Here is a 24109-nt window from a genome sequence, read left to right as displayed (position 1 = left end):
GGGCGGGGTGGATCAGCCGATGACGCCCACCGCCTGACCTGCCGCGCGGAACATGCCCAGCACCGTTTCGATCTGCGCGGGCGTATGCTCGGCACAGATCGAGCAGCGCAGCAGGAAGGTGCCCGCCGGAGTCGCGGGGGGCCGCGCCATGTTCACATAGAGACCGCCGTCGAGCAGCGCCTGCCACATGATGACCGCCTGCTCCTGGTCGTCCAGGATGACCGCGACGATGGCGCTGTCGCAATTCTCGGTGCCCAGGCGGAAGCCCATGTCCTTCAGCCCGCCATGCAAAGCGCGCGCATTCGACCACAGCCGCTCGCGCTTCTCGTGCGCGGTCATCAGCTTGCGGATCGAGGTGGTGGCGGTCGCCACCACCGAGGGCGGCAGCGAAGCGGTGAAGATGTACGGGCGGCACGCCAGTCGGACCGCCTCGAACTTCGGATGGTTGGACACCACGAAGCCGCCGACCGTACCGACCGACTTGGAGAAGGTGCCGACGACGAAATCGACCTGGCCTTCCAGCCCCTGCGCCTCGTACACGCCGCGCCCGTTGGGGCCGAAAAAGCCCATCGAATGCGCCTCGTCGACCAGTACCATCGCGCCATGCTTCTTGGCGACGGCTACCATTTCCTTCAGCGGGGCGATGTCGCCCAGCATCGAATAGACGCCCTCCAGCACGACCAGCTTGGCCGGTTCCTTGGGCAGGCGGCCGAGCCGCTTGTCGAGATCCTCGACCGAATTGTGGCGGAAGCGGACGATCTCGGCATTGCCCTGCTGGCAACCGTCATAGATGGACGCATGGCTGTCGGCGTCGAGGATGACATATTCACCCTTGCCCGCCAGGGTCGAGATGATGCCCAGGTTCGCCATGTACCCGGTCGAAAAGACGATCGCGCCGGTCGTGCCGTAGAAGTCGCGCAGCGCCTGTTCGACTTCCATATGGTCATGGAAGGTGCCGTTGAGCATCCGGCTGCCGTTGGTGCCCGAGCCGAACTTCTCCAGCGCGTCCTTGCCCGCCGCAATGACGTCGGCGTCGAAGGTCATGCCCATATAATTATAGGTGCCGAGCAGGATCGTGTCCTTGCCACGGATCACCGCCTCGGTCGGCGACTTCACCTGTTCCATCACGATCGCGAAGGGATCGGTGACGCCGGAGTCGAGCAGCGCCTGCCGCTCGGCGATCAGGCCGTCGAACTTGGAAAGCAGATCACGCTCGGGCGCGATTTCCGGCGCATCGGCGGGAAGGGCGTGGGGCTGGGCAGCGGCTTCGGTCATGTCGGTGTCCGTTTGAAGGCGATCAGGCTTGCTTCAGCTTTTCGACCGCGTCGACCAGCTGGCCGACATTCTCGATCTCGGCCTGCATGTTCATCGTGATGATGATGTCGAACTCATCCTCGATCGCGGCGACGAAATCCATCACGGTCAGGCTGTCCCACTCCAGGTCGCCCTGGAAGGTCGTCGCCTCGGTCAGCGCCACGCCCTTCTTGTTGAAGGGCGCGATCTGGGCCGCGACGGTATCGAAAATGGCTTGGCGGTCGCTCATGATGATCCTTTCAGTCGGGCGCCCAGTGGCACCCAAATGCGGCGGCTTTTCGACCGCGCGTGTCTTGCTGCTATAGCAAGCCGTTGGCGCGATACCACCGTGCCGTATCGGCCAGCCCCTTGGCGAGTGGTATGGTGGGCTCCCACAGCGCCGGGTCGGGGCGCAGGACGGGGTCGGCGGTCCAGTCGGGGTGGCAGAGATAGCCGACCCGGTCGGCGGTCAGCTTGGCGCCCGGCCCGCGCAATTTGCGGTCGATCGTCGCGCCCAGGCTCAGCAGGCTCTTGGGCAGGTGCAGCGTCATTACCCGCCGCCCCACCGCCGCGCCCATGGCCTGGGCGAGTTCGGCATGGGTCAGGACCTGCCCGTCATCGACCTCCAGCACGGCGCGCGGGCCATCGGTGGCGACCAGCGTGGTCAGCAGCCGGGCGAAATCCTCGACTGCGATCAGCGACAGCTTGCCCGGTGGCGGCATGAAGGCGAGGCCGAGCCTGGCGGTGCGGAAAACGTCCAGCCACTCGGTATCATGCGGGCCATAAATGCCGCTCGGTCGGACGATGGTCCAGTCGAGACCGCTGTCCGTCACCACATTCTCGGCCTGCCGCTTGGACCAGCCATAGACGGACAGATCGGGCTCGCGCGCGGACAGCGAGGAAACATGGACGAAGCGCTTGATTCCGGCCGCCTTCGCCGCCTCGACCATCGCACGGGTGCCGTCGATATTGCCCGCGACGAAGCCCGTGCGGTCGGGCGCATTCACCACGCCCGCGATGTGCAGCACCACGTCGGCCCCCTCGACCAGAGTCGCGAGACTGTCGGGCTTGTCGAGCGCACCCGCGATCCAGGTGAGCCCGGCGCGCGACGGCTGGGCGCGGCGGGTGAGGGCGCGCAAGGACAGCCCCGAACCGGCGGCACGGTCCACCACCGCGCGACCGACGAATCCGGTCGCTCCCGTGACGGCGACGATCATAGCAGGGCCAGATGATTGCGATGGATCAGCGCGGCGCGGGGCGCATGGCCCAAGATTTCGGCCTGCTGGTCCGAACGCGTGCCGATCAGCGCGCGCGCCTCGGTCGAATCATATTCGCTGAGGCCGCGCGCGATGGTGCCGCTCGGCCCTTCGATGGTGACGAGGTCGCCACGCGCGAAATGGCCCTGCACGGCCGTGACGCCTGCCGCGAGCAGGCTGTTGCCCTCAGCCAGCGCCTTGGCCGCGCCCGCGTCCACCGTGATCGCACCCCGGGCGGTCAGCCCGCCCGCCAGCCACGCCTTGCGGGCAGGCGCGCTTTTTTCCGCAACGAAGATCGTGTGGCGCGCAGGCGTCGACAGCGGGTGGTCGATCCGACCCGATGCGATGGCGAGGTGTGCGCCCGCGCTCACCGCGATGCGCGCAGCGGCGATCTTCGACACCATGCCGCCCGATCCCATGCCCGAGGCGGAGCCGCCATCGGCCATGCCGTGGACCGCATCGATCCGCTCGACCCGCTCGATATGGCGCGCATTCGGGTTGGTGTGCGGGTTGCTGTCGTAGAGCCCGTCCACGTCGGAGAGCAGCAGCACGCCATTGGCGCTCGCCGCCTGGCCGACCCGCGCGGCGAGCCGGTCATTGTCGCCGAAGCGGATTTCCTCGGTCGCGACGCTGTCATTCTCGTTGATGACCGGCACCACGCCGAGCCCCAGCAACCGGTTGAGCGTGGCGGCGGCGTTCAGGTAACGGCGGCGGTCCTCGAGATCGTCGAGCGTCACCAGCATCTGCGCGGCGGTGAGGCTTTCGGCGTGCAGCAGTTCCGCCCAGGCCTGGCTGAGCGCGATCTGACCGGTCGCGGCGGCGGCCTGCGCGTCCTCCAAGCTGGCGCGACCGCCCTTGGGCAGGCCCAGGCGACGCGCGCCGAGTGCGATCGCGCCGGAAGAGACGATCGCGATCTGCTGCCCGGCGCGGACGCGCGCGGCGATGTCGGCGACCAGTCCGGTCAGCCAGTCGCGACGGACTTCGCCTTCGGGCGTAACGAGGAGGGCGGAGCCGACCTTGACGATCAGGCGGGGGCAGGTGGTGGGGGGGAAGATCATTGTGAGGTGGAGCCTAGCCGCACGCGGCCCTCCCCCATCCCCTCCCGCTTGCGGGAGGGGCGTGTCTGGGGAGAGTGGCGGACCAGATATCGATCGGCTGTGCTATGGGCGGCCATGGCGATTGGTGCCAAACGGCACGCCAAGTATCGCTCCCCTCCCGCAAGCGGGAGGGGATGGGGGAGGGCAGGGTGTCTCACCGAGCCTGCCACCCGACGCATCAGCCCAGCGGCGACCACGTAATCTCGTCCTCGCCCTGGTCATTCTCCGGCACCGCGTCCGCCCCCGGACCCATCTGCTCCAGCAACTTGTCGAGCACCCAGTCGACACCGGTGCCCGCCGCGCCCGACAGCGGGATCACGTCCGCGCCGCTCGCCTCGGCCAGCTCGGCCGACAGCGCCTCGATCAGCTCGTCGTCCAGCGTGTCGATCTTGTTGAGCGCGATGATGTGCGGCTTATCGACCAGGCCGCCGCCATAAGCCTCGAGCTCGTCGCGGACGATGCGATAGCTTTCGGCCACGTCCGCGTCATTGGCGTCGACGAGATGCAGCAACACGCGGCAGCGCTCGATATGCCCCAAGAAGCGGTCGCCGATCCCGGCCCCGTCCGCGGCCCCCTCGATCAGGCCAGGAATGTCGGCGACCACGAACTCGCGCTCGCGATGCCGCACCACGCCCAGCTGCGGCCGGGTGGTGGTGAAGGCATAGGCGCCGACCTTGGCCTGCGCGTTGGTCACAGCGTTGATGAAGGTCGACTTGCCCGCATTGGGCAGGCCGACAAGACCCGCATCGGCCAGCAGCTTCAGCCGCAGCCACACCCATGCCTCTTCGCTGGGCCAGCCGGTGCCGTGCTGGCGCGGGGCGCGGTTGGTCGAGGTCTTGTAGGTGGCGTTGCCGCGCCCGCCGTCGCCGCCGCGCAGGAACACTTCACGCTGGCCTACGCGCGTGAAGTCCATCAGCACCTCTTCCTTGTCCTCGGACAGGACCTGGGTGCCGACCGGGACCTTGATGACCAGATCGTCGCCGCCGCCGCCGGTGCGGTTCGATCCCGAACCGCCATGGCCTCGCGGCGCCCGGAAATGCTGGGTATAGCGGAAGTCGATCAGGGTGTTCAGGCCCGCCACCGCCTCGAAGACGATGTCGCCGCCCTTGCCGCCGTTGCCGCCGTCGGGGCCGCCATATTCAATGTATTTTTCGCGGCGGAAGGACACGGCACCGGGACCACCCGCGCCGGAACGGACGAAAATCTTGGCCTGATCGAGAAAATGCATGGCGCGCCTTTACCTCTGAGAGCGCCGACTGACCAGCCCGCCCTTGGAGCCGCTTGCCGATCAGGCGACCAGCGTGGCTCCGCCGCATCGCACGCCGTTGACCGTCACGTCCGCCTGGCCGACATGCAGGCCCAGCAAATCGGTCAGATTGCCGATCAGCAGGTCGAGCGCGGGCGCCACCGGGGTCAGCGCCGCACCGACGATCCCGGTCAGCGTTGACAGGCCCAGGCCCAGCCCCAGCACGTCCAACCGCAAATTGACCTGGCCGATCAGCGAACTGGCGATCCCGCGCACCGCCGAATTGGCGGTGACGGTCTTGGATGTCAGGTTGGATATGTCGCTCTGGTTGAAGCCGACGCGCTGCCACGCGCTGTCGCTGGCCAAGTTGATCTTGGCATAACCCATCACGCGCGCCAGCGGCACTTGCAGCAGCGCGACCTCGCCGCCGATCGGCGACTGGCTCATGTCGTTGAAGCGGGTGCGGTCGATCTGCGCAATGGCGATGGTGCCGGGCGAGGGCAGGACGTCCAGGTCGACCCGCTGCGTCCCGCCGCCGCAACTGATCCCGTTCAGCCGCGCCTGGGCCGCGGCGGTTTCGACGAAGATCGGCAGCTGGATATTGGCGAGCAGCGGCACGCCGATCTGGGTATCGACCAGCAGTCGTTGCTGGGCGGTGCGGACGATGGCCGATCCGTCCTGCGCCACCGCCAGCCAGGGCGAGTTGACCGGACGTTGGCCGATGGCGAGCAGCACCTTGGTCGACAACAGGCCCGGCACCGACGCGCCCAGGTCGAGCGTCACTTGGCGCTGGCCATTGGCGATGGACAGCGACTCGCGCAGCATCGAATAGGCATCCATCGCGATCAGGTCGCGCGAAGTCGCCTTGGTCGTCTTGCCCAAAGGCCCCAGGTCGATCAGCCGGGTCAGCGGCACCTTTGATCCCGGCACCCTCAGGGACAGGCTGCGCAGCAGCGACGCCGTGCCCGGATTGCTCGTCGCGTCGGCCATGGCGCTGAGCAGCGTCGGCAGGGTAACGTCGGCCGCCAGGATCGTGTCGAAACTCGCTCCCGTCAGGCCGATCCGGGTGCCCAGCGCCTGGGTCATGGGCAGCAAATCGACCTTGCCGCTGACCAGCGCGTTGTAATCGACCAGCGACAGCGCCAGATCGCTGCCCGCCAAGCCGTTCAGGAGCGCACCGGGCAGCCCGCCCGACACATTGGCCAGCCGCGTGCCCAGCGAAAAGGCCGCCATGTCGATCCGGCGGGCGGTCGCGCTGGCGGCGACGGGGGTGGTGTTCCTGCCAGTCAGGGCCCGGCCGAAAAACAGCGTGACCGGCCTGGTCAGCGTCACGCGCAATGCCCCTGCGTCCGTGCCGGGGGTGAACCGGTTGGCGGGCGTGACGCTGGGGTCGGCGCGGTAGGTGCCGGGGGTGATGGTGGTCGTTACGTCGGACAGCCCGTTGGCTGTGATCAGGCGAGCGACCGCTTCGCCGCGTCGGTCGGGGCTGGAAGCCGCGGCGGCGAGGGCCGCCTCGTCCGCAATTCCCTGCAGGCGGCGCTGCGACAGGGTCATCATCCCGACATCGATGCCGAAGGCCGCAAAGCCGATCATCGCCATCGACAGGATCGCGGTCAGGATGCTGACGCCGCCGCGGCGGTCCTGCCACAGGGCCCGTATTCCCGGCACGCGCATCACAGGCCGCCGACCATGGCGACCCCCTTGGCCATCAGGATCTGGCCCGGCGTCGGGACGAAGGGCAGGTTGAGCAGCGGATCGGCGGACGCATCGTAGCGGATCGAGACGGTGATGAGATTGTCGACCTCGGCCGTGTCCACCTGGCCGCGGTCGCGGCGCAGCACGCCGGTCGAGTCGAGCACCCGCTTGGCGGTGTCGACCGCGATGACCTTGCGCTCGCTGGCGTCGAGCCCGGCAAGCGAGGCACGGGCCGCGTCATTGGCGGCCTGCTGGACGAGATGAGCGGTCAGAAAATAATCGCCATAGCTGACGATGCCCATCAGCAGTGCGAGCAGGAATGGCAGGATCAGCGCCAGTTCGACCGCCGCGACCGCGCGCCGACAGCCGTTTACGGCGCAGCACACGCGGCGGTGAAAGATGCGAAATGACGTCGACGTGGCGAGACGGGCGAACGAATAGGCCACCGGATCATCCCCTGCGGCTTGTGGGCACGACAGAAGAAAACGGGTGCAATGCTTATCAAGATGTTAATATTTCGAATTCGGATTGAATTATGAAGAGTTTAGCGGAGACTCTGCTCAAACTGGACGATATCGCCAATATTGATTTTGTAATAAATGCTCAATTTGGTCAGTGTGATTAATATATATCACGTCGCTAGGATTGATCGATTTCGCGAGTCGCAAAGGTCATGGCGACATGCATTGCGATTCGATCGGCTTGGCGGATGGCGAATCTGGTCGCGTCAGAACAGGCTCTGCGCGCGAATGCCGCAAAGTCCGACGGGCGGTTGGCGATTGTCCCGACGGTGGTCCAAGGGCTGCGTGACAGGTCGCAGCCCTTGAGAATCAGGCGGCCAGCGGCATCGCCGTCTTTCGCTCGCCTTCCAGGTCGAGCGCATAATGGATGCTCGGCGACAGCTCTGCCCGCCCGGCCGAGGCGCGCGCCATCCGCTGGCCCGTGGCGCGGAAGCCGAGCTTGGTCAGGACATGGCCGGATGCAGGGTTGTCGGCGAAATGCCACGCGCCCAGCCGCTCGATGGGCAGTGCGTGGCGCGCCATGGCGATGACCGCGCGCCCCGCCTCGGTGGCATAGCCGCGACCCCAGGCGGCGGGTGTCAGCCAGTAACCCAGCTCATGGCCGGTGTCGCCCGCGATGATCGCGATGCCGCCGATCAGCTCGGGCGCACCACCCCGGTCGAGCGCGGTGATCAGGAAGCGCGGCTCGGTCGGGCCGCAGGGCTGGGCCAGCCACAGTTCGGCATCGGCCTGCGCATAGGGGTAGGGGACACGCGCGACCATGCGGGCGATCTCTTCATACCCGATAGCCTGCGCCAGGGCGGCGGCATCTTCCGGCCAAGCTGGCCGCAACAACAATCTGGGGGTCCGCGCGAACATCACTCGACAACTCCTCGTCACGCCCGGCGCCTGTTGCACACGCCCATGACGGGAAGGAGACAGGCACCGCAAGCGGTGGAGGGAGCATGAAAAAAGGGAGCCGGGGTGACCCGTCTCCCTTTTTTGCTGGTTCCTGCGCGGAACCCGGGTCACCCTGGTGGGCAACCCGGCGCGGTTGCCCGATTATTCGGCCGCTGCGGCCAGTTCGACCGAACAGAATTTACGGCCGAGCTTGCCTTCGTGGAACGCGACGCGGCCATCGACGAGCGCGAACAGGGTATGGTCCTTGCCCATGCCCACGTTGCGACCCGGATAGAACTTCGTCCCGCGCTGACGCACGAGGATGTTGCCGGCGATGGCTTCCTGGCCACCGAACTTCTTCACGCCAAGGCGACGGCCGGCCGAATCACGACCGTTACGCGACGAACCGCCTGCTTTCTTATGTGCCATTGCGAACTACTCCTGGATTTCGTTGGGGTGGCGCGGCTGAAATTCAGGCGCCGACCGACACGATCTTCAGGATCGTGTGCTGCTGACGATGGCCGTTGCGACGACGATAGTTGTGGCGACGGCGCTTCTTGAAGACGATGACCTTGTCGGCCTTCGCCTGAGCGATGATCTCGGCGGCGACCGTGATGCCGTCGACGGCCTTCAGCTCCGAGCCTTCGCCCGCCAGCAGAACGTCACCCAGCGTCACCGACGCGCCGGCTTCGCCCTCGATCTTCTCGACGACGATCTTATCTCCGGCGGCGACGCGATACTGCTTGCCGCCCGTGCGCACGACTGCGAACATGGCTGTTATCACTTCCCAAATACATGGCTCCCGCGCGGGAATGCCCGTCGGGAAAGAACGGCCAGCTAGGCAAAGGTGGCCGGATTGTCAACCGGGGAATCCGGTTTTTCGCGCGTTCCCGCCTGTGCGCGGGCGTCAGTCGGCGTCGGAAAAATGCGAATCAGTGGCGATGTTCGCGCTTCAGCAGGTAGCGACCATCGACATAGCCGGTGAACAGTCCGGCGATGGCGGGATGCTCGACGGGCTCGTCGCTATCGTCATGCAACAGATTCTGCTGGCTGACATAGGCGACATAGCTCGACTCTGCATTTTCGGCGAGCAGGTGGTAGAAGGGCTGGTCCCGGGCGGGGCGGATCGCCTCCGGGATGGCGTCGTACCATTCGTCGCTATTGGCGAAGACGGGATCGACGTCGAAGATCACGCCGCGAATATCGAACATCCGATGGCGCACGATATCCCCGATCGCGAACCGGGCGGTAGCGACGATCGGCGCCTGCACATCCAGGCGCGAGGTGAGGGGGAGGGTGTCGATACGGTCCATGGGACTGATTTAATGTGTTTGTCGCGTCGCACAAGTTTAGGCGCTTGCAATAGGTAAAAAGCTGATCTAGGAGCGCGCCTCCAATCGACTGGCCCCATGCGGTTTCACACCGCTTCGGAAACGTCCTCGCGGAGAGGTGGCAGAGTGGTCGAATGCACCGCACTCGAAATGCGGCGTACCGGCAACGGTACCGAGGGTTCGAATCCCTCCCTCTCCGCCATTTACGCCCCCTGTGCGGCTGGCAAAAAACCCTGAAATCTGTTATAAAAGCCCGGAAATCAGCGGTTTTTTGATGCCGCTGCGTTTCACTCGATCCGACACAATCCCACGCAAAGTGTGGGGAAAAGTGTGGGGAAAAATTGAGGTGAGGTGGCATGGGAAAGCTCACTGCGCTCAAGATCCGTTCGCTGATCGAGCCCGGACGGTATTCGGACGGGGACGGCCTGTTTCTCGAGATCAACGGCAAAGGGGCAGCTAGCTGGGTTCTTAGAATCCAGAATAAGGGAAAACGCCAGGATATCGGTCTGGGATCACTCAAGGTGGTTTCTCTCAAGGATGCCAGAGAGGCCGCGTTCCTCACGCGCCAGAAGATCGCACAAGGCATCGACCCTGTCGCGGAGCGGAAGCAGGAGCGGCAGGTGATTCCGACGTTCCGCAAAGCCGCCGAGATGGTCCATGAGGAACACAAGGAGGCGTGGAAGAACGGCAAGCATCAGGATCAGTGGATCGCGACGCTGAAGAGCTACGCCTTCCCCAAGATGGGTGACCGCTTGGTCAGCGAAATCGAAGGCCCCCTGATCCGGGACGTGTTGGCTCCGATCTGGCTGACGAAGCCGGAAACGGCGCGCCGCGTACGGCAACGCATCGGCACCGTTCTCGACTGGTCGTACGCGCGCGGGTTTCGCGCGACCGAAGCGCCAATGCGGTCGCTTTCCAAGGGGCTGCCTCGTCAGCCCAAAAAGGAGAACCATTTCGCGGCCCTGCCTTATGCATCCGTGCCGAACTTCCTCGAGAAGCTAGGCGAGCGGGAATCGGTGGGCCGCGTAGCGCTGGAAGCGCTCATCCTGACGGCGGCGCGGTCAGGAGAAATTCGGGTCGCGACTTGGTCTGAACTCGATCTGGAAGCAGCGTTGTGGACGATCCCCGCCGAGCGGATGAAGATGGGGCGAGTGCATGTCGTGCCCCTCGCACCCGAAGCGGTGGCGGTGTTCGAGCGCGCCAAGGCGTTCAAGGTTGGCGCCAGCGACTTGGTGTTCCCGGGCCAGAACGTGAAGAAGCCGCTGTCGGATATGACGCTCCTCAAGATCCTACGTGACATGGACCTCGCGGTGACGGTGCACGGGTTTCGGTCGGCATTCCGGGACTGGGTTGCGGAGCAGACGGACTATTCAGGAGAGATCGCGGAAGCGGCACTCGCCCACACGGTCTCGAACAAGGTCGAGGCGGCCTATCGCCGGACCGACTTTCTAGACAAACGTCGGCTGCTCATGCGGGAATGGGCGGTATTTTGCAAAAAGACGCCCCCTGCGTCGGACGAGAACCGGGACGACGAGTCCAAGGCCTGAGCTTGGCCTCGAATAGGGGAAGGGGTTGTAGAGTGCGAGGTGCGCGAAGCGCTTCTAGGGGAGAGCGGCCCGTTCTGGCCCTCGTCGACCCGCCCGCTTCTGACCGATTGCGCTAAGCCGGCAGCGGGCGCGGTCAAATGCCGCAACGACCTACTTATGCTATGGGGCGCTCGCGGCGACATCGATCAAGAAAGTGGAGCGGCCGTTTGCGACCATTTTTTGCCGTTCCGGTCAGGTCACGGGTACGACCGCTATCGCCAAGAACGGCCAGTCATCGGTTCTCGACCGAGGGGCAGCATCGCCCGATCAGAAGTCATTCGTTGCACGCTCCCCCGCCGTGACACTGGCTGCTGCGGCACACCATTTGGCAGTCCCATTTTTCCGTCTCTCCGGGACATTTTCGGGAAAGAGCAAACGGGAACAGATTTCGGGAAAACTGCCCCCTATAGGCATAGGAAAGGCCGCTCCGCTCGTTTTGTCCCGTTCGACCTTCGTTTACGGGAAGGCCTGCTATCAAAATAATGTAGCTGGGGTCGCTCGAAACGCTCACTGACCTGGCTGCAAATCGATAATCGTCGGCGCCGAGCTGTCATAGGCCAATAGTAGGTCGATTCAAATTACTGCTAGCTATTGCCGTCATGCCGATGCGTGGCCGCCAAAAAGCAGTTGAAGTGCCACGCATGCAACATGATGATATCGTGCAATCGCTTTGCGATACGTCAGTCGACGATGCCCCTTACTGGATAGTCCTTTGCCTTCACGAACCGGATGCCGTCCAGTAGCCCCTTCAGATCGGGGCGGGAGAACGGTGCGTTCGATACGTCAACGATTTGGACATTGCCTTGCGGATTGATAACGAACGTCGCCGGTTCAGCAAAATTACGATCCGTTTCATCGGATGATCGCGGCGATGAGACATAAAGGCCCAGTTCCCGCATTTCCTGCTCTCGAAGGTCTGTCAGGACCGGTAGCGACCAGCCATTCTCCGAAATCTCGCTCTGGGCGCGCTCCAGCGGATCAGATGAGAGCGCCCATACTGTGATCCCCGCATCGGTGAAGTCACTTTGCATCCCGTTCAGCGTGGTCAGATACTGTTTGCACAGGGGGCAGTGCTTCCCACGGTAGATGACCAAGAGGCGCCATCCTTCGGCGGATGCCGGAGCGATCGTATCACCGGTGACGCTCCGCCACTCGAACTGGGGAAACGGTGCTCCAGCTTCAAATTTCTTGGCGATGCTCATGTCTTGTCCTTTAGAGTTACCGTCGTTGGGAGACGTCGCTGACTTCGATCCGGTTCCCGAGGATAGCTGGCGACCAACGATGTTGATTTAGGGTACGACAATCGGAGTCGGTTTAGCCGCCGCCCTGCAATCATAATGGATCAACGAGCCTGTGCGTCCCTGCGCCTTCACAACTTTCCCGATCGCGTGCGCAGCGTGCGCGTGCCTCTTCACAAAGGTTCAGCCGGCAGTGCGCGTCCTGCCAATCAGCAGGCTGAAAACGTAACCCAGAGCCGCGCCGAAAATGACGTGCAGCGTGGCTGTCATGATTGGTGCCATGATACCGAGATTAAGGGCGAAGAGACCAGCTCCCGCCATCGGCATGATGACAACCATCATCACCAGCCAACCGATCAGGCCTAGAATGATCCCTTGCACCACTGTGCTGCCAGGCAACCGGCCGACGAGCAGAGCAAAGACGACGCCGTAGCCAATTGTACCGATCATGAAATGGCCGAGCCAGCCAAGTGAGGTGTTGCCCGGCGCGCCCATCATTGCGGCCAGCATCGATGCGATATCGAGCTGGGGCATGATCCCCATCATACCCTTCATCACCATCATCATGGAAAGAACGAGTGTTGCGACGAAGGCCGCGCCCATGGATTTGCCGACATTTGCCACCGATCGTCTCCTTGGATTGTTTGATTCTGTATTCGTCGGAAGAGCGCGGGAAGTTACAGCCCATCCCGTCAGGAAATGCGGAACAGTCGATCCAAGGAAAGCCGGCCACCGCCCCATGCGATCAGCGGCAGCATCAATCCTGCCCAGCTCAGATGGGTCGGCCACGCATCCGGATAGACGAAGATCTCGATCACCAGGGTCATCCCCAGCAAGGCAGCGGCAGACAGTCGGGTAAAAAGACCAAGGACGAGCAGGATCGGGAATACGAGCTCGGCCGTCGCCGCGAGATAGGCCGCCGTGACCGGCGGGATCAGCGGGAGGGCATATTCAGTCTGAAACAGTGCGATGGTTTCCGGCTTCATGGTGAGAATGCCATCGACCTTGGTCCGTCCGGACAGGAAGAACACGCTCGCGATACCAAGGCGTTGCACCAGCAGCAGGAACGATGGAGGCAGGAGACGGCCTGCTAGTAATGCCGCACGGGCGAAGGGCCGGTGCCGCGCGGGCGTATCAACGACGTTCGACGTCATGATGGTATCATCCTCAGGAAACAGGTGTTTGGAGGGCACCTTTCGACAGGAGGCGCGCGACGATCGAGGCGAGATCTGCGTCCGGACACGCGGTCAGCGTCCGCTCTGCGCATTCGACAAGGGGCAGGCCCGATACAAGAAGATCGAGGAACAGAATGTCTGCCCATGGCACCGCGTCGGCCGTGACGAAGGCGTCGCCGCGAGTCAGGTGAATGCCACCCGGCTGCCAGGCGACGTCGAACGGCTCGACAAGGTCTGTCTGATGGGCAAGCCAGATGGCTGCTGCGGGACCCTCGAACCAGGCATGGCGGGATGCCGGATGCAGCGGCTGAATATACGCGGCATTCTCGGTGAGATCGATTGTCGAAAAGGTTTTGGCGGAAAGCGGCTCGACATCGGGCGCAAAGAACGCCTCGGTCCACAACAGATCGATGCGCGCGACATCGGCCAGATATGGCAATTCCGCCCGTATCGGATGTCCGGCCAGATAGGTTGGGAACGATGCTCCGTAGGTCGCCATGACCGGCGTCTCGGGGCGGTGCGTTCTCGCGTAATCCAGCGCGATGCCCGCAAATGCCGCCGCCCCAAGCAACGCCTCGATCCGTGGATAATTCGCGGCCAGGGCGTCGATAGCCGCCGACAGTGACGTGTTCCGATAGACTGCAAATCCCGGCAGAGCGGCCAGCTCCGGGTTCGTCGGATCAACGATCAAGGAGTCGGCGAACCACCGTTGGAAAGCGCCGAGTTCAGGCATGATGGCGCTCCCGCGCCGCGGCAAGGATTTTCGCCGCCCGGTCTCGTTCGGCCATGAGCTCTTCGAAGGGTGGAATATTGCCGTCGCGCTCGATCAGCGTCGGCCTCGCGCCGATCCTGTCGATCAGGTGCCGGTACAGCGACCATACCGCCTCGACTACGGGAGCGTCGTGGCTATCAATCAGCAGGGCATCCCCCAATCCCGGATCGGGCGTATGTCCGGCAAGGTGAATCTCACCGATGGCGTCCGATGGCAGCGCGTCGAGATAGACATGCGGATCGTAGCCGAGATTATTCGACGACACATGGACGTTGTTGACGTCTACCAGCAGGCCGCACCCGGATCGGACGACAAGTTCGGCAAGAAAGTCGGTTTCGCTCCATTCGTGCCCGTCGAGGTGCAGATACAGCGACGGGTTCTCGATCAGCACCGATCGGCCGAGCGTGGCCTGCATTCGATCGATATTGTCGACGATCCGGTACAGCGCCTGAGTCGTGCGTGGAAAGGGCAACAGGTCGGGAAAGCAGGTCGCGCCGCTACGCGACCAAGCGAGGTGCTCGGAAACAAGGAAAGGCTGGTAGGTGCCGACAAGTGCCTTCAGTCGGGCAAGATGATCGACATCGGGCGCTTCGTCACTCGCGAGCGAGAGGCCGACACCGTGCATGGACAGGGGATGAGCCTCGCTGATCGCTGCCAGCATTCGCTTCCGGATGCCGCCCGCGACCATGTAGTTCTCTGGATGAACCTCGCACCACAGTCCGACCGCCGGCGATCGCAACACGCCATCGAGATGCTCGGGCTTGAAGCCGATTCCGGCGGTCGGGTGCATGGATCAGGCCGCCTTCGGGGTCAGCGAGCCAGGACCTTTGGGCGTCGAGATCTTGGTGCAGGTGCCGGCCTTGACCATCTTCCAGGCATTGCCCTGATAATTGACCTTGGAAGTCCCGGCGCACGTCGTGCCGGCGCCAGCCTTGCAGTCATTCTTTCCGGCGAGAGCGACGCCGTAGCATTTCTCCATACCCTTCATGCCCATCTTCCCGCCCATTGGCTGGGACTGGGCGAGCGCGGCCCCCGAAGCGAGGCTCGACAGCGCAAGAGCGGCGACGCTGAGATTGATCGTTTTCATGGATTTGCTCCGAAGCGAGATTGGCGTGCCGCGAGGGCACGACAGCCAATCCGAACGAAGCCGTGCAAAAGTTACAGGCTGAGAAGTTCGGCGAACGAATTTCGATGTAACCTTTGGGTGTTTTCGCGCGAAGAGGGATGCGTAACGGCCCGGTGGACATGACAGAGGCAGATCTGAAGCTCTTGATGGTCGCCGGTATGGCGGGCGATGGGCGCGCACAGAGCGCGTTGCTGTCGAGCTGCGCCGTCCGTTTACGCGCCTATTTCGCCCGAAGACTGGCAGGGCGCGATCATGATGTGGAGGATCTCGTGCAGGATACGCTAATCGCGATTCATACCCGGCGCGAGAGCTATGATCCCGCATTGCCGCTGACCGCATGGCTCTATGGCATAGCGCGCTACAAGCTGATCGATCATTTCCGGCGGAACGGCATTCGTGCGACCGTACCGATCGACGATATTCCCGAGGCGGCTATCGAAGATGATGGCGATACCGTTCTGGCGCGGATCGATATCGACCGCATGTTGGCGACACTTCCCGCCAAACAGGCAGCAGCGATCCGCTTGACTCGCATCGATGGCTTTGCCGTGACCGAGGCTGCCGACCGTAGCGGACAAAGCGAGGCGTCGATCAAGGTCGGGGTACATCGCGGGCTTAAAGCGCTGAGCGTGGCGATAAAGGGCAGACGCTTGTGAACACCGACGATCTCATCGCCGAGCTGGCGGCCGACACCCGGCCCGTGCGCCCGGGAACGGCTGCCTGGCGGATTGCCGGCGCGCTGCTCGCAGGCGGTTTTGTGTCGCTGATCGTGCTCGATATGATTCTGGGTGCTCCCTTGCGCGCAGTCGCGACGACCGGGATCATGGTTTTCTCGGTCAAGCTTTCCTACGCGATCGCGATGACGGCGATCGCCGCGGGACTTCTTCTCACGCTGGGTCGACCCGGACATCGGATCGGCTTGCGATGGGCGTGGCTGCTGGCACCGTTCATGATCGTCCTGGCTGCCGCCTCGATGGAAATGACCAGCATCACCCCGCAGGCGCGTATCGGTCTTGTCCTCGGATCGACATGGGCAACCTGCCTCACGGCGACGATCGGGCTCAGCGTGCCGGTGTTCATGGCCTTGCTGTGGGCGTTTCGACGTCTGGCGGCGACACAGGTCATGTTGACCGGTCTGTTGGCCGGCATGACGTCCGGGGCAATGGGTTGCGTCGTCTATGCGCTCTACTGCCCCGAACAGGCGGCATCATTCATGCTCGTCTGGTACACCGGCGGAATGTTGGTGTCGGCGCTGCTCGGGGCGGTGTTCGGCTCCCGGCTGCTACGCTGGTGACGGCCGTGGCCAGGCTTATCCGCATTATTCACGAGCCCGATGGTGAGACGATCGCCGAAGGCGAAGTCGGTTTGTGGGGCATCACTCCGTTCGAGGGAAATTACTATATCTCCCGGCGGTGCCTGAAGACGAAGGGTTTCCGCACGACCTGGCTTCCCGGTCTGTGCATTTACAAATTCCTTTATGTCTGGCTGGATTTCGTCGCAGCGGACGGCACGCGCGATCGGATGCTGGGCTGGCGTTACTGGCTCCCCAATCCGCTGTTCTTTTTCATCGCCTTCCGTGTCGCGGTGCCCCAGGTTGCGTCGACCCTGCGCGTCGTCGATCTTGATACGACACGCTGACGAACAGCATGTGCAGGGGGCAGCGCGCGGGAAACTGGCCCGGCCTGTAACCTTTCGCATTCGTCATCCGAACACATGAACAGGACCGTCCATCAGGTCCTGTTCATGTGTTCGAAAGGATGATAGGTTGAAATTTCCAGTCATGCTGGCCGTCATGGCTACATCCGCGATTGCGGCCATCGCACCGGCGCAAGCAGCCGAGGTCCGTCCCTTCGACGCACGCGCCTTCGCTCAGGCACAGAAACAAGGACGACCGATCCTTGTCGATGTCTTTGCGGATTGGTGCCCGACCTGCAAGGCGCAGGCGCCGGTCATCGAGCGCATCGCAAAGTCGCCGTGGGCGTCGAAAATGATCGTTTTCCGCCTGAATTTCGACACGCAGAAAGCTGCGTGGAAGCAATTGGGTGTCCGTCGGCAAAGCACGCTCATCGCCTTTCGAGGTCCGCGTGAAACCGGGCGTCTCGTCGGCGATACCGATCCCGCGCGCATCGAGGCATTGATCCGTTCGCCGATCGCGTGACGACGCTCAATCCGCTGCTCGCTTATCTGGCGGGGGTGCTGTCCATCCTGTCACCCTGTGTTCTGCCGCTGGTGCCGATCGTTTTCGGAACAGCGCAGAGCCGACATCGGCTCGGCCCACTCGTACTGGGTGCCGGTCTCGCGACGAGCTTCACACTGGTTGGCCTGTTCGTCGCAACGATCGGCTTTTCGATCGGACTGGATGCCGATGCGTTCCGCATGGCGGGCGGCATCGTTCTGATCGCCTTCGGGCTAATGCTGGCGATCCCGCCGGTACAGGCCCGTTTCACGGCAGTGCTCGCACCGATCAGTGCGTGGGCCGAGCAACGGATGGGTGGCGTTCAGGGCAGCGGCCTGCCCGGTCAGGCCGCGGTCGGTATCCTGCTCGGCCTCGTCTGGGCACCATGTGTCGGCCCGACGCTGGGCGCTGCTTCCGTATTGGCGGCGCAAGGCCGGAACCTCGGTGAAGTCTCGCTCGTCATGACCGCGTTCGGGATCGGTGCCGCGACCCCGTTGGTTCTGATTGGCCTGCTATCCGGGTCGACCATGCGTCGGGTACGCGGCGGGATGCGGACAACCGGCCTGGTCGGCAAGGCCATGCTGGGCGCGATCCTGATCGCAATCGGGCTGGCGATCCTCACCGGCTTCGATCGGATGTTGGAGGCCGTACTTACGGACCTGTCGCCTGATTGGCTGGTGCGTCTGACAACGCGCTTTTGAAGCAGGTCGATACCAAAAGGAGCATTGCTCGTTGTTCGAAGGCTCCGAATGCCGCCAACACTCGGAGCCGATTGCATTCAAGGATTAAATAGCGATGCACGACCCGCAGTATTCCCGCCGTGCCGTTGTCGGTTTGGGTAGCATGGTCGCGATGTCGACGATCATCGATCCCGCCTTTGCACGAGAAAAGGACCCGACACTTATGACCGCTCCGCTGATCGTGTTCGACGTCAATGAAACACTGTTGGACATTGACGTACTCGATCCTCTTTTCGAGCGCGTTTTTGCCGCCAAGGGGCGAATGCGCGAATGGTTCGCGCAGCTGATCCTATACTCGCAGACCTTGTCGCTGACGGGCGACTATGTCCCGTTCGGAAAGCTGGGGGCGGGCGTTCTGCGGATGCTCGGCAAAATCCATGATGTGCCTATCACCGAAGATCATATTCGCGAACTGAGCACGATGATTGGGAACCTGCCGGTGCACCGCGATGTGCCGATGGCGTTGCGCCGCCTGAAGGATGCAGGATGCAGGCTCGTTACACTCACCAACACGCCCGCCGGCGCAGCGCCGGATCCGCTTGATAAGGCCGGCCTGGCGCCGTTGTTGGAGCGGCGCTTCACGGTGGAACCGGCCCGGCGTTTCAAGCCGTCGCCTGCTACCTATCAACTGGTCACTGACACGATGGACGTCGCGAAATCTTCCACCTGGTTGGTCGCAGCCCACACATGGGACACGATCGGCGCCCAGTCGTTCGGTTGGAATGCCGCTCTGGTAACGCGCGTCATCAATGCGCCTTTGCTTGTGGAGTCTGTTCCGCAACCGTCAATCGTCGAAGAGACAATGACGGAGGTGGTTAATATGATCCTGAAAGCCACAAGGCTGAAATGACCTGGTCGTACCCTATCGCAAATTAGGTAATCGTAGGGCTGATAGCATTAGCGCCCGGCTGGCGGTGGTTCGTCAAAGAGCATTTCCGGATCGTCGGTTTCAAACCCGCCCTTAGGGCGCTCGACCAGCGTGAAGCGCCAGCGCTGTCCGCGCCTCAGGTCGGTGAAGCCGGCGCGCTCTGCCGCTCGGATATGGACAAAGACTTTGGGCTGTTTGTCGTCACGCGAGATGAAGCCCCAGGCTCCACGGCTCCACCACGGTCGAGATATTTGATCGTTCCGGTCGGCATCACGCCTTCCTTTCGGACCTAACCCTCCTTGGCACAGGCGAGGCACATCGCCGTCGCGGGCGCATGATCGAGACGCCTGGCCTCGATCAGCAGCCTGCGTTTCCCAAAATACCATCGGAAACGAGACAGCCCCGGCCGTCTCGCTGGTTGTTCTCAATCGGGAAGGCTGAATCAGCAGTCTCCCCGTAGTTGGCCTCGTGCTGGGTACGCCAGCTCCATCCTTATTGAAGGCACCTCGCTACCTGCCGCTAGGCAAGGTCGCATCACATGCCCGGTTTCCACGAAGCCGAGCTTGCGAAGCACCCGGCCCGAAGGAGGATTGTCCTCGAAATAGCCAGACGTGATGATGGGAAGGCCGAGACGCTCGAAACCAAAGGCGACGACCGCCCGAGCGGCTTCGGTCGTTATGCCGCTCCCCCAATGGGCAGGGGACAGCCAATAACCCAACTCAGCGGCGTCAGCGCCTTCTTCCGGCGTTAGACCGATCGCGCCGAGAAGTGTGTCGGATCCTCGCAGAGTGACGGCCCACACCCATTCGGCAGGAACGACATGATCTAGGAAAAAGCGGGCATCGGCCGGACCATATGGATGCGGAACACGCGCCAGGCGGCGTGCCACTTCCCAATTTCCGACAACGTCGACTATAGCGTCAATGTCGCGATCGTCAGGCCGCCGAAGGGATAGGCGTTCAGTGGCGAGATCGGGGCGATTGCCCAACGACAAATCAGTGTTCATTGCGTATGCATAAGCTGGCGTGCGTAGCAACCGCAACAGCAGGCGGAATCACTGATGGCGACCGTGGTCATGTGATCGCGCTCGCTGACGCAGAATCGACTTCGCATGGTGAGTTCCTGTTCGGTGGCAACCGGCAGGATGCACTCGCATCACGGCGAATGTCCCAACGCGCACTTTCTGGTTTCGTGATCGCGATTGAAGTCATTATCGGAGTGGCGTGAATCTCACGAAGGGGGACATATGCGTTTGATGATTTGGGCGATCGGTCCGGTGGCTTTGTTGATAGCATCGACTGCAAGCGCACAGAATATAGAAATTAAGTCTTTGATTGACCGTTTCGACGCCGCTCGTATTCAGCATGATCCGGCTGCACTCTCGAAAACTCTCGCGTCCGATTACGAGGAAATTTCGCCAGTTGGTGAAGTCGATGATCGCGGGAAGGTGCTGGGGTTCTACGCTCCCGAGCTGAAGCGTACTGCGCCAGCGATGACCAGCGAACCTCTGGTTATTCGGTCGCGCGGCGACGTCGCTATCATCACAACACGTAAGTCATTCACTATTCCAGGCGGACCAGTTCGATCGGTTCGTGTCCGTTACGTTGCCGAGCGAGCAGCCGGCAAATGGCTGTTGGTTTCGGCGCAGTACACCCCAATTCCGCCAGCAAAGACGGGTTGATTCACATCGCTAAGCTGCTGGCGCTTAGCAGGCTTCTCAGAACGGCGAGTTTTGAGAAGCCTGCCATAATCTCATTTGACCATCCCATTCGAGACGGCTGAGGCTGTCCCGCTGGCGGTTCCCAATTGGGAAAGCCTGATTGTCGAAGCGCACGCCATCGCTACCATAGTGACATGCGCCTCCTTTTTAGTATCGCCGCCCTGACGTTGGTGTCTGCCGCCCCACCAGTCGCACAGCAGCCCGTCCAATATACGCTGGCGCCGGAGGTGTCCGGCGGCAATATCACAGCCTTACGGGTTCAGGTCCGCTTCCGCGCCGACCCCTCGGGCACCACTGACTTCCGATGGGATGACGGTTGGAGCGGCGAGCGCCACCTTTGGCAATGGGCGCGCGATGTGAAGGTCCAAGGTGCGACGGGCGTCGAGCAAAGCAATGACGGGCATTGGCGCATCCGTGCCGCCCCCGACGCGAGCCTGACCGTGACCTATCGCATCGTATCGGCATATGACCACGATCCGACCGTCGAGGACAGCGAACAGGCGCGACCAGTTGTCCGGCCGGGCTGGTTCTATGCCGCGGGCAACGCGCTGTTCGGCTTCCCCGCCGGCCGCGAGAAAGCGCCCGTGACCTTCGACTGGACAGGCGCATCCGGGATCGGCTTCGCGTCCGATCTCGAGCATCTCGCGGGCCGGACCCGCGCGGCGCTTCGCCCCGGCACCGTGGCCGACGCGCTGGAAAGTATCGTCATCGGCGGACATGACCTCAGGACATTTCCGGCACGGGACGGGTCCGGCGTACGCGTGGCAACGATTGGTAGTTATGCCTTCACGCCGGAGCAGTTGGATCGCCTTGCCCGGCGGGTTGTCGCCGTTGAGCGGGATTTCTGGCGGACGGATCGGGGTGCGCCCTTTCTAGTGACGGCGGCTCCCCTCGTGGGCAATCCGGCGGTGATGAGTTTTGGCGGCACCGGCCGCGGTGATGCCTTCGCGCTATGGGTCGATCACCGCGCACCGCTGGACCGCATGAAATGGCTGCTCGCCCATGAGTATTTTCATAGCTGGAACCCCGCGCGGCTCGGCACGATGCCCGAAGATCGGGATGCGCGACCGGCGCATTATTGGTTCAGCGAGGGCTTCACCGACTATTATGCGCGAGCCCTGATGGTTCGTGCCGGCGTGATTTCCCGGGCCGAGTTCGCCGCCCAATGGAACGAGATGCTGGCAGCCTATGCCGGATCGCCAGTGCGGACCTTGACGGGCGCGCAGGCGGCATCTGCCTTCTGGGACAATGACGCAGCGCAGAAGCTTGCATATCAGCGAGGCGCGCTCCTTGCTGCGATCTGGAACCGGCGACTGTTGGAGGCCAGCGGCGGACGGACAAACCTCGATACGGTGATGCTTGCGCAATTAGCGGCGGCCCGTACGTCCGACGGCTACGCGACCGACATCTTTCGCCGTCTGGCCGCGCGCAGTGGACTGAGTGTCGATGACGACGAGGCACGCCATCTGGCTCGCGGAGAACCGATCCTGTTGCCCGCCGACACCTTCGGATCATGCGCGACGATCGTCACTGAACAACGCCCCTCTTTCTCACGAGGGTTCGATGCCGAAGCGACCGCCGCTGCCGGCAACGTCGTTATGGGAGTTGATCCTGGCCATCCCGCCTATGCGGCGGGCCTGCGTAACGGCATGAAGATTCTTGAACGAACCGAAGGGGAACCGGACAACGCCCTTGTTCCCTATGGTCTGCTGGTCGAGGATCAGGGTGCAAAGCGCACCATTCGTTACCTTCCGGAAGGGAAGGAACGGGTTTCCGTCCAGCAGATGCAGACCACGAGGGCAAGTGACAGGCAATGCGGGCAGACTTTGGGCGGAATGGCGAGCGCGACCCTAGGCTGATATAAGGCACCGACTTTCCCGAAACCGCGTCTCTCAGACGTTTCGAGAAACCTAATATTTTCTCGTTTCACCATCGTTTTCGGGACAGCGGCGGACGGCAGCTCACAGTTGAACCCGCCGTTCGGCGAGGCCCCGTATTTGGCTGTTTTGTCCCATGCGCCGTAAGGGCGGCCCCTCGCCCGAGCGAGGAGCCGACAGGTCAAATCTCGGTGTTCTCGGCGAGGGCAAGTGCGTCTTCCACATCGATGCCGAGATAGCGGACCGTGTTCTCGATCTTGCTATGGCCGAGCAGGATCTGGACAGCTCGCAGATTGCCGGTTGCCCTGTAGATGATTGATGCCTTCGTTCGGCGGAGCGAGTGCGTACCGTATTCACTTCGCATCAGACCGACCCCTGTCACCCATTCATCGACAAGCCTGGCGTACTGGCGAGTGCTGAGATGCCCATCACGATCGACTCGACTGGGGAAGACGTAGTCGTCCACCGTGCCGCCCCGCCGCTCCAGCCAAGCCAGCAGGCTGGCGCGAGCATCTGGAAGTAGCTCGAACTGAACCGGTCGGCCTGTTTTCTGCTGCATGACAATCGCTCGCGTTCGGACTTGCCCGCTGCTGACAAGGTCGCCGATCCTCATCTGCACCAAGTCGCAGCCTCGGAGTTTGCTGTCGATTGCCAGATCGAACAGCGCCCGATCTCGCAGGCGTCGACGTTGATTGAGATAGAACCGAATTTCCCAAATCTGCTTCGGTTTGAGGGCACGCTTCGCACCGACGGTTCTTCCGGCATTCCAGACTTGCCGCTTTGTGACGGTGCGCTCGGTTTCAGGCATCTCCATGATCGTTCTCCAATGGCCAGATCGGCCATCGGAAGAACGCTTGCGGGTATGACGGTCTCGTATTGCTCGGGGGCCTATGCCGACCAATTGTGGACATTCGACGACCCGGGGGTGACCGCGTCCTATGGGCCGGTTAGATTAAAAGGCTAGTGGCGATCGGAAGTCGATCAGCCCCAAGGAGAGCCCGGATGCTTTTTCACACCATGGTCGGATCGAACGACATTGAACGGTCGAAGCGCTTCTACGACACGGTGCTCGCCACTTTGGGGGCAGGCGAAGGGGCGCGGAACATCGCCGACAGCGGCCATACGCGGCTGATCTATAATAATGGCAACGGAACCAACTTCATCGTCAGCCAGCCGATTAACGACGAACCGGCAAGCGTCGCCAACGGCAGCACCGTCGCCTTTTCGTGCAACTCGCCTGAACAAGTGAAGCAGCTTCATGATACCGCGGTCGCCAACGGCGGCACCTCGATCGAAGCCCCGCCCGGCCCGCGCAATACGGCATCGCTGGGAACAGTCGAACTTGCCTATTTTCGCGACCCAGACGGCAACAAATTATGCGGAATTCATTTTCCTGCATGATCTGTCCAACACGGATTCGCTTTTTACCCTAGCGGACCCGGATTTTGCGATTGCGCGAGTGTCCGCTTCCCACCGTTTTCCGCGATAGCGGCTCTCGACCAGTTCAAGCTAT

General features: G+C 62.8%; 31 protein-coding genes and 1 tRNA gene. 12 read left to right on the top strand and 20 right to left on the bottom strand.

Annotated features, from left to right (window positions below; all coding sequences use genetic code 11):
* Window positions 1-12: 12 nt before the first annotated feature.
* The 11 genes from spt to hspQ all read right to left on the bottom strand — a co-directional run bounded on the left by spt (window position 13) and on the right by hspQ (window position 9300).
* Entirely contained in the window at window positions 13-1275 is a 1263-nt protein-coding gene (gene spt / locus SSA01S_RS09375) for a serine palmitoyltransferase (protein ID WP_061780186.1), read from the bottom strand.
* 22 nt (window positions 1276-1297) lie between these two features.
* Entirely contained in the window at window positions 1298-1543 is a 246-nt protein-coding gene (locus SSA01S_RS09370; RefSeq protein WP_058718202.1) for an acyl carrier protein, read from the bottom strand.
* A 70-nt stretch (window positions 1544-1613) separates the two neighbouring features.
* A complete protein-coding gene (locus tag SSA01S_RS09365; RefSeq protein ID WP_061780185.1) occupies window positions 1614-2510 on the bottom strand; it encodes an NAD-dependent epimerase/dehydratase family protein in 897 nt (298 codons plus the stop codon).
* The gene (proB, locus tag SSA01S_RS09360) at window positions 2507-3607 is read right to left on the bottom strand and encodes a glutamate 5-kinase (protein ID WP_061780184.1); all 1101 of its coding nucleotides are present in this window, start codon (window positions 3605-3607) and stop codon (window positions 2507-2509) included. The genes SSA01S_RS09365 and proB overlap by 4 nt, the downstream gene beginning before the upstream one ends.
* Before the next feature lie 217 nt (window positions 3608-3824).
* Window positions 3825-4874 carry a GTPase ObgE gene (gene obgE, locus SSA01S_RS09355; RefSeq protein ID WP_061780183.1) on the bottom strand — a complete coding sequence of 350 codons (1050 nt, stop codon included), beginning with the start codon at window positions 4872-4874 and terminating at the stop codon, window positions 3825-3827.
* Window positions 4875-4934: 60 nt separating this feature from the next.
* Complete coding sequence (locus SSA01S_RS09350; RefSeq protein WP_061780182.1) at window positions 4935-6566, bottom strand: pilus assembly protein TadG-related protein; 1632 nt, start codon at window positions 6564-6566, stop codon at window positions 4935-4937.
* A complete protein-coding gene (locus SSA01S_RS09345) occupies window positions 6566-7033 on the bottom strand; it encodes a TadE/TadG family type IV pilus assembly protein (protein WP_061780181.1) in 468 nt (155 codons plus the stop codon). Before SSA01S_RS09345 ends, SSA01S_RS09350 begins: the two co-directional genes overlap by 1 nt.
* A gap of 384 nt (window positions 7034-7417) precedes the next feature.
* Window positions 7418-7966 carry a GNAT family N-acetyltransferase gene (locus SSA01S_RS09340; RefSeq protein ID WP_061780180.1) on the bottom strand — a complete coding sequence of 183 codons (549 nt, stop codon included), beginning with the start codon at window positions 7964-7966 and terminating at the stop codon, window positions 7418-7420.
* 183 nt (window positions 7967-8149) lie between these two features.
* Window positions 8150-8416, bottom strand: coding sequence for a 50S ribosomal protein L27 (gene rpmA, locus SSA01S_RS09335; protein ID WP_042486007.1), 267 nt, complete (start codon window positions 8414-8416; stop codon window positions 8150-8152).
* A 43-nt stretch (window positions 8417-8459) separates the two neighbouring features.
* Window positions 8460-8759, bottom strand: a complete 300-nt coding sequence (rplU, locus tag SSA01S_RS09330) for a 50S ribosomal protein L21 (RefSeq protein ID WP_007405484.1) — start codon at window positions 8757-8759, stop codon at window positions 8460-8462.
* Between the two features lie 160 nt (window positions 8760-8919).
* Window positions 8920-9300, bottom strand: coding sequence for a heat shock protein HspQ (gene hspQ, locus SSA01S_RS09325; RefSeq protein WP_058733204.1), 381 nt, complete (start codon window positions 9298-9300; stop codon window positions 8920-8922).
* 130 nt (window positions 9301-9430) lie between these two features.
* On the opposite strand from hspQ, the gene SSA01S_RS09320 reads away from it, so the two are divergent.
* Together SSA01S_RS09320 and SSA01S_RS09315 are read left to right on the top strand one after the other, a co-directional pair.
* Window positions 9431-9520, top strand: a tRNA-Ser gene (locus SSA01S_RS09320).
* Between the two features lie 154 nt (window positions 9521-9674).
* Window positions 9675-10865, top strand: coding sequence for a tyrosine-type recombinase/integrase (locus SSA01S_RS09315; RefSeq protein WP_061780179.1), 1191 nt, complete (start codon window positions 9675-9677; stop codon window positions 10863-10865).
* A gap of 719 nt (window positions 10866-11584) precedes the next feature.
* Here SSA01S_RS09315 and SSA01S_RS09310 read toward each other — a convergent pair.
* The 6 genes from SSA01S_RS09310 to SSA01S_RS09285 form a co-directional block, all read right to left on the bottom strand.
* The gene (locus SSA01S_RS09310; protein ID WP_061780178.1) at window positions 11585-12106 is read right to left on the bottom strand and encodes a redoxin domain-containing protein; all 522 of its coding nucleotides are present in this window, start codon (window positions 12104-12106) and stop codon (window positions 11585-11587) included.
* A gap of 219 nt (window positions 12107-12325) precedes the next feature.
* Entirely contained in the window at window positions 12326-12766 is a 441-nt protein-coding gene (locus SSA01S_RS09305; protein ID WP_061780177.1) for a DUF6789 family protein, read from the bottom strand.
* 68 nt (window positions 12767-12834) lie between these two features.
* A complete protein-coding gene (locus SSA01S_RS09300) occupies window positions 12835-13296 on the bottom strand; it encodes a DoxX family protein (RefSeq protein ID WP_082795016.1) in 462 nt (153 codons plus the stop codon).
* A 13-nt stretch (window positions 13297-13309) separates the two neighbouring features.
* Window positions 13310-14050: an HvfC/BufC N-terminal domain-containing protein gene (locus SSA01S_RS09295; protein ID WP_156477730.1), complete on the bottom strand. Its 741-nt coding sequence runs from the start codon at window positions 14048-14050 to the stop codon at window positions 13310-13312.
* Window positions 14043-14879 (bottom strand): MNIO family bufferin maturase, encoded by an 837-nt coding sequence (gene bufB, locus SSA01S_RS09290; protein ID WP_061780175.1) that lies wholly within the window; start codon window positions 14877-14879, stop codon window positions 14043-14045. The genes SSA01S_RS09295 and bufB overlap by 8 nt, the downstream gene beginning before the upstream one ends.
* Before the next feature lie 3 nt (window positions 14880-14882).
* On the bottom strand, window positions 14883-15176 hold the full coding sequence (locus tag SSA01S_RS09285; RefSeq protein WP_061780174.1) for a BufA1 family periplasmic bufferin-type metallophore: 294 nt from the start codon (window positions 15174-15176) through the stop codon (window positions 14883-14885).
* Between the two features lie 137 nt (window positions 15177-15313).
* Here SSA01S_RS09285 and SSA01S_RS09280 point away from each other — a divergent pair, with 137 nt between their 5' ends.
* From SSA01S_RS09280 to SSA01S_RS09255, 6 genes are all read left to right on the top strand, one after another.
* Window positions 15314-15871: a sigma-70 family RNA polymerase sigma factor gene (locus tag SSA01S_RS09280; protein WP_082795015.1), complete on the top strand. Its 558-nt coding sequence runs from the start codon at window positions 15314-15316 to the stop codon at window positions 15869-15871.
* Window positions 15868-16509 (top strand): NrsF family protein, encoded by a 642-nt coding sequence (locus SSA01S_RS09275; protein WP_061780173.1) that lies wholly within the window; start codon window positions 15868-15870, stop codon window positions 16507-16509. The genes SSA01S_RS09280 and SSA01S_RS09275 overlap by 4 nt, the downstream gene beginning before the upstream one ends.
* A gap of 5 nt (window positions 16510-16514) precedes the next feature.
* Window positions 16515-16853, top strand: a complete 339-nt coding sequence (locus SSA01S_RS09270) for a hypothetical protein (RefSeq protein ID WP_061780199.1) — start codon at window positions 16515-16517, stop codon at window positions 16851-16853.
* Window positions 16854-16995: 142 nt separating this feature from the next.
* A complete protein-coding gene (locus tag SSA01S_RS09265) occupies window positions 16996-17373 on the top strand; it encodes a thioredoxin family protein (protein ID WP_061780172.1) in 378 nt (125 codons plus the stop codon).
* Entirely contained in the window at window positions 17370-18092 is a 723-nt protein-coding gene (locus SSA01S_RS09260; protein ID WP_061780171.1) for a cytochrome c biogenesis CcdA family protein, read from the top strand. Before SSA01S_RS09265 ends, SSA01S_RS09260 begins: the two co-directional genes overlap by 4 nt.
* Before the next feature lie 94 nt (window positions 18093-18186).
* Window positions 18187-18981: a haloacid dehalogenase type II gene (locus SSA01S_RS09255; RefSeq protein WP_244885640.1), complete on the top strand. Its 795-nt coding sequence runs from the start codon at window positions 18187-18189 to the stop codon at window positions 18979-18981.
* Window positions 18982-19028: 47 nt separating this feature from the next.
* Here the strand turns inward: SSA01S_RS09255 and SSA01S_RS19090 are convergent, their stop codons facing one another.
* Together SSA01S_RS19090 and SSA01S_RS19085 are read right to left on the bottom strand one after the other, a co-directional pair.
* Complete coding sequence (locus SSA01S_RS19090; protein ID WP_244885639.1) at window positions 19029-19385, bottom strand: cold-shock protein; 357 nt, start codon at window positions 19383-19385, stop codon at window positions 19029-19031.
* A 56-nt stretch (window positions 19386-19441) separates the two neighbouring features.
* A complete protein-coding gene (locus SSA01S_RS19085) occupies window positions 19442-20005 on the bottom strand; it encodes a GNAT family N-acetyltransferase (protein ID WP_082795014.1) in 564 nt (187 codons plus the stop codon).
* 71 nt (window positions 20006-20076) lie between these two features.
* Between SSA01S_RS19085 and SSA01S_RS19505 the strand changes: the two genes are divergently transcribed.
* The 3 genes from SSA01S_RS19505 to SSA01S_RS09250 all read left to right on the top strand — a co-directional run bounded on the left by SSA01S_RS19505 (window position 20077) and on the right by SSA01S_RS09250 (window position 22578).
* Window positions 20077-20226, top strand: coding sequence for a hypothetical protein (locus tag SSA01S_RS19505; RefSeq protein ID WP_156477729.1), 150 nt, complete (start codon window positions 20077-20079; stop codon window positions 20224-20226).
* 19 nt (window positions 20227-20245) lie between these two features.
* Window positions 20246-20680, top strand: a complete 435-nt coding sequence (locus SSA01S_RS19080; RefSeq protein ID WP_244885637.1) for a nuclear transport factor 2 family protein — start codon at window positions 20246-20248, stop codon at window positions 20678-20680.
* Between the two features lie 173 nt (window positions 20681-20853).
* Complete coding sequence (locus tag SSA01S_RS09250) at window positions 20854-22578, top strand: M61 family metallopeptidase (protein WP_061780170.1); 1725 nt, start codon at window positions 20854-20856, stop codon at window positions 22576-22578.
* 199 nt (window positions 22579-22777) lie between these two features.
* Here the strand turns inward: SSA01S_RS09250 and SSA01S_RS09245 are convergent, their stop codons facing one another.
* Window positions 22778-23410 (bottom strand): tyrosine-type recombinase/integrase, encoded by a 633-nt coding sequence (locus tag SSA01S_RS09245; RefSeq protein ID WP_055786118.1) that lies wholly within the window; start codon window positions 23408-23410, stop codon window positions 22778-22780.
* A gap of 188 nt (window positions 23411-23598) precedes the next feature.
* On the opposite strand from SSA01S_RS09245, the gene SSA01S_RS09240 reads away from it, so the two are divergent.
* Entirely contained in the window at window positions 23599-23997 is a 399-nt protein-coding gene (locus tag SSA01S_RS09240) for a VOC family protein (protein WP_039097455.1), read from the top strand.
* Window positions 23998-24109: the final 112 nt, after the last annotated feature.

It is taken from the genome of Sphingomonas sanguinis NBRC 13937 (assembly GCF_001591005.1).
In the GTDB taxonomy this organism is placed as follows: Bacteria; Pseudomonadota; Alphaproteobacteria; order Sphingomonadales; family Sphingomonadaceae; genus Sphingomonas; species Sphingomonas sanguinis.
The sequence above is the reverse complement of the archived record's forward strand: the minus strand, read 5'-3'. Positions and strand labels throughout refer to the sequence as shown.

What these genes read in the sequence shown, in the direction of transcription:
- spt (WP_061780186.1), bottom strand. Translation starts at nt 1,275, where the DNA reads ATGACCGAAGCCGCTGCCCAGCCCCACGCCCTTCCCGCCGATGCGCCG.
- SSA01S_RS09350 (WP_061780182.1), bottom strand. Translation starts at nt 6,566, where the DNA reads ATGCGCGTGCCGGGAATACGGGCCCTGTGGCAGGACCGCCGCGGCGGC.
- SSA01S_RS09280 (WP_082795015.1), top strand. Translation starts at nt 15,314, where the DNA reads ATGCGTAACGGCCCGGTGGACATGACAGAGGCAGATCTGAAGCTCTTG.
- SSA01S_RS09370 (WP_058718202.1), bottom strand. Translation starts at nt 1,543, where the DNA reads ATGAGCGACCGCCAAGCCATTTTCGATACCGTCGCGGCCCAGATCGCG.
- SSA01S_RS19085 (WP_082795014.1), bottom strand. Translation starts at nt 20,005, where the DNA reads ATGAACACTGATTTGTCGTTGGGCAATCGCCCCGATCTCGCCACTGAA.
- SSA01S_RS19080 (WP_244885637.1), top strand. Translation starts at nt 20,246, where the DNA reads ATGCGTTTGATGATTTGGGCGATCGGTCCGGTGGCTTTGTTGATAGCA.
- SSA01S_RS09295 (WP_156477730.1), bottom strand. Translation starts at nt 14,050, where the DNA reads ATGCCTGAACTCGGCGCTTTCCAACGGTGGTTCGCCGACTCCTTGATC.
- rpmA (WP_042486007.1), bottom strand. Translation starts at nt 8,416, where the DNA reads ATGGCACATAAGAAAGCAGGCGGTTCGTCGCGTAACGGTCGTGATTCG.
- proB (WP_061780184.1), bottom strand. Translation starts at nt 3,607, where the DNA reads ATGATCTTCCCCCCCACCACCTGCCCCCGCCTGATCGTCAAGGTCGGC.
- SSA01S_RS09315 (WP_061780179.1), top strand. Translation starts at nt 9,675, where the DNA reads ATGGGAAAGCTCACTGCGCTCAAGATCCGTTCGCTGATCGAGCCCGGA.
- SSA01S_RS09340 (WP_061780180.1), bottom strand. Translation starts at nt 7,966, where the DNA reads ATGTTCGCGCGGACCCCCAGATTGTTGTTGCGGCCAGCTTGGCCGGAA.
- SSA01S_RS09285 (WP_061780174.1), bottom strand. Translation starts at nt 15,176, where the DNA reads ATGAAAACGATCAATCTCAGCGTCGCCGCTCTTGCGCTGTCGAGCCTC.
- SSA01S_RS09310 (WP_061780178.1), bottom strand. Translation starts at nt 12,106, where the DNA reads ATGAGCATCGCCAAGAAATTTGAAGCTGGAGCACCGTTTCCCCAGTTC.
- hspQ (WP_058733204.1), bottom strand. Translation starts at nt 9,300, where the DNA reads ATGGACCGTATCGACACCCTCCCCCTCACCTCGCGCCTGGATGTGCAG.
- obgE (WP_061780183.1), bottom strand. Translation starts at nt 4,874, where the DNA reads ATGCATTTTCTCGATCAGGCCAAGATTTTCGTCCGTTCCGGCGCGGGT.
- SSA01S_RS09365 (WP_061780185.1), bottom strand. Translation starts at nt 2,510, where the DNA reads ATGATCGTCGCCGTCACGGGAGCGACCGGATTCGTCGGTCGCGCGGTG.
- SSA01S_RS09255 (WP_244885640.1), top strand. Translation starts at nt 18,187, where the DNA reads ATGCACGACCCGCAGTATTCCCGCCGTGCCGTTGTCGGTTTGGGTAGC.
- SSA01S_RS09265 (WP_061780172.1), top strand. Translation starts at nt 16,996, where the DNA reads ATGCTGGCCGTCATGGCTACATCCGCGATTGCGGCCATCGCACCGGCG.
- SSA01S_RS09245 (WP_055786118.1), bottom strand. Translation starts at nt 23,410, where the DNA reads ATGGAGATGCCTGAAACCGAGCGCACCGTCACAAAGCGGCAAGTCTGG.
- rplU (WP_007405484.1), bottom strand. Translation starts at nt 8,759, where the DNA reads ATGTTCGCAGTCGTGCGCACGGGCGGCAAGCAGTATCGCGTCGCCGCC.
- SSA01S_RS09250 (WP_061780170.1), top strand. Translation starts at nt 20,854, where the DNA reads ATGCGCCTCCTTTTTAGTATCGCCGCCCTGACGTTGGTGTCTGCCGCC.
- SSA01S_RS09240 (WP_039097455.1), top strand. Translation starts at nt 23,599, where the DNA reads ATGCTTTTTCACACCATGGTCGGATCGAACGACATTGAACGGTCGAAG.
- SSA01S_RS09300 (WP_082795016.1), bottom strand. Translation starts at nt 13,296, where the DNA reads ATGACGTCGAACGTCGTTGATACGCCCGCGCGGCACCGGCCCTTCGCC.
- bufB (WP_061780175.1), bottom strand. Translation starts at nt 14,879, where the DNA reads ATGCACCCGACCGCCGGAATCGGCTTCAAGCCCGAGCATCTCGATGGC.
- SSA01S_RS19090 (WP_244885639.1), bottom strand. Translation starts at nt 19,385, where the DNA reads ATGGTATTTTGGGAAACGCAGGCTGCTGATCGAGGCCAGGCGTCTCGA.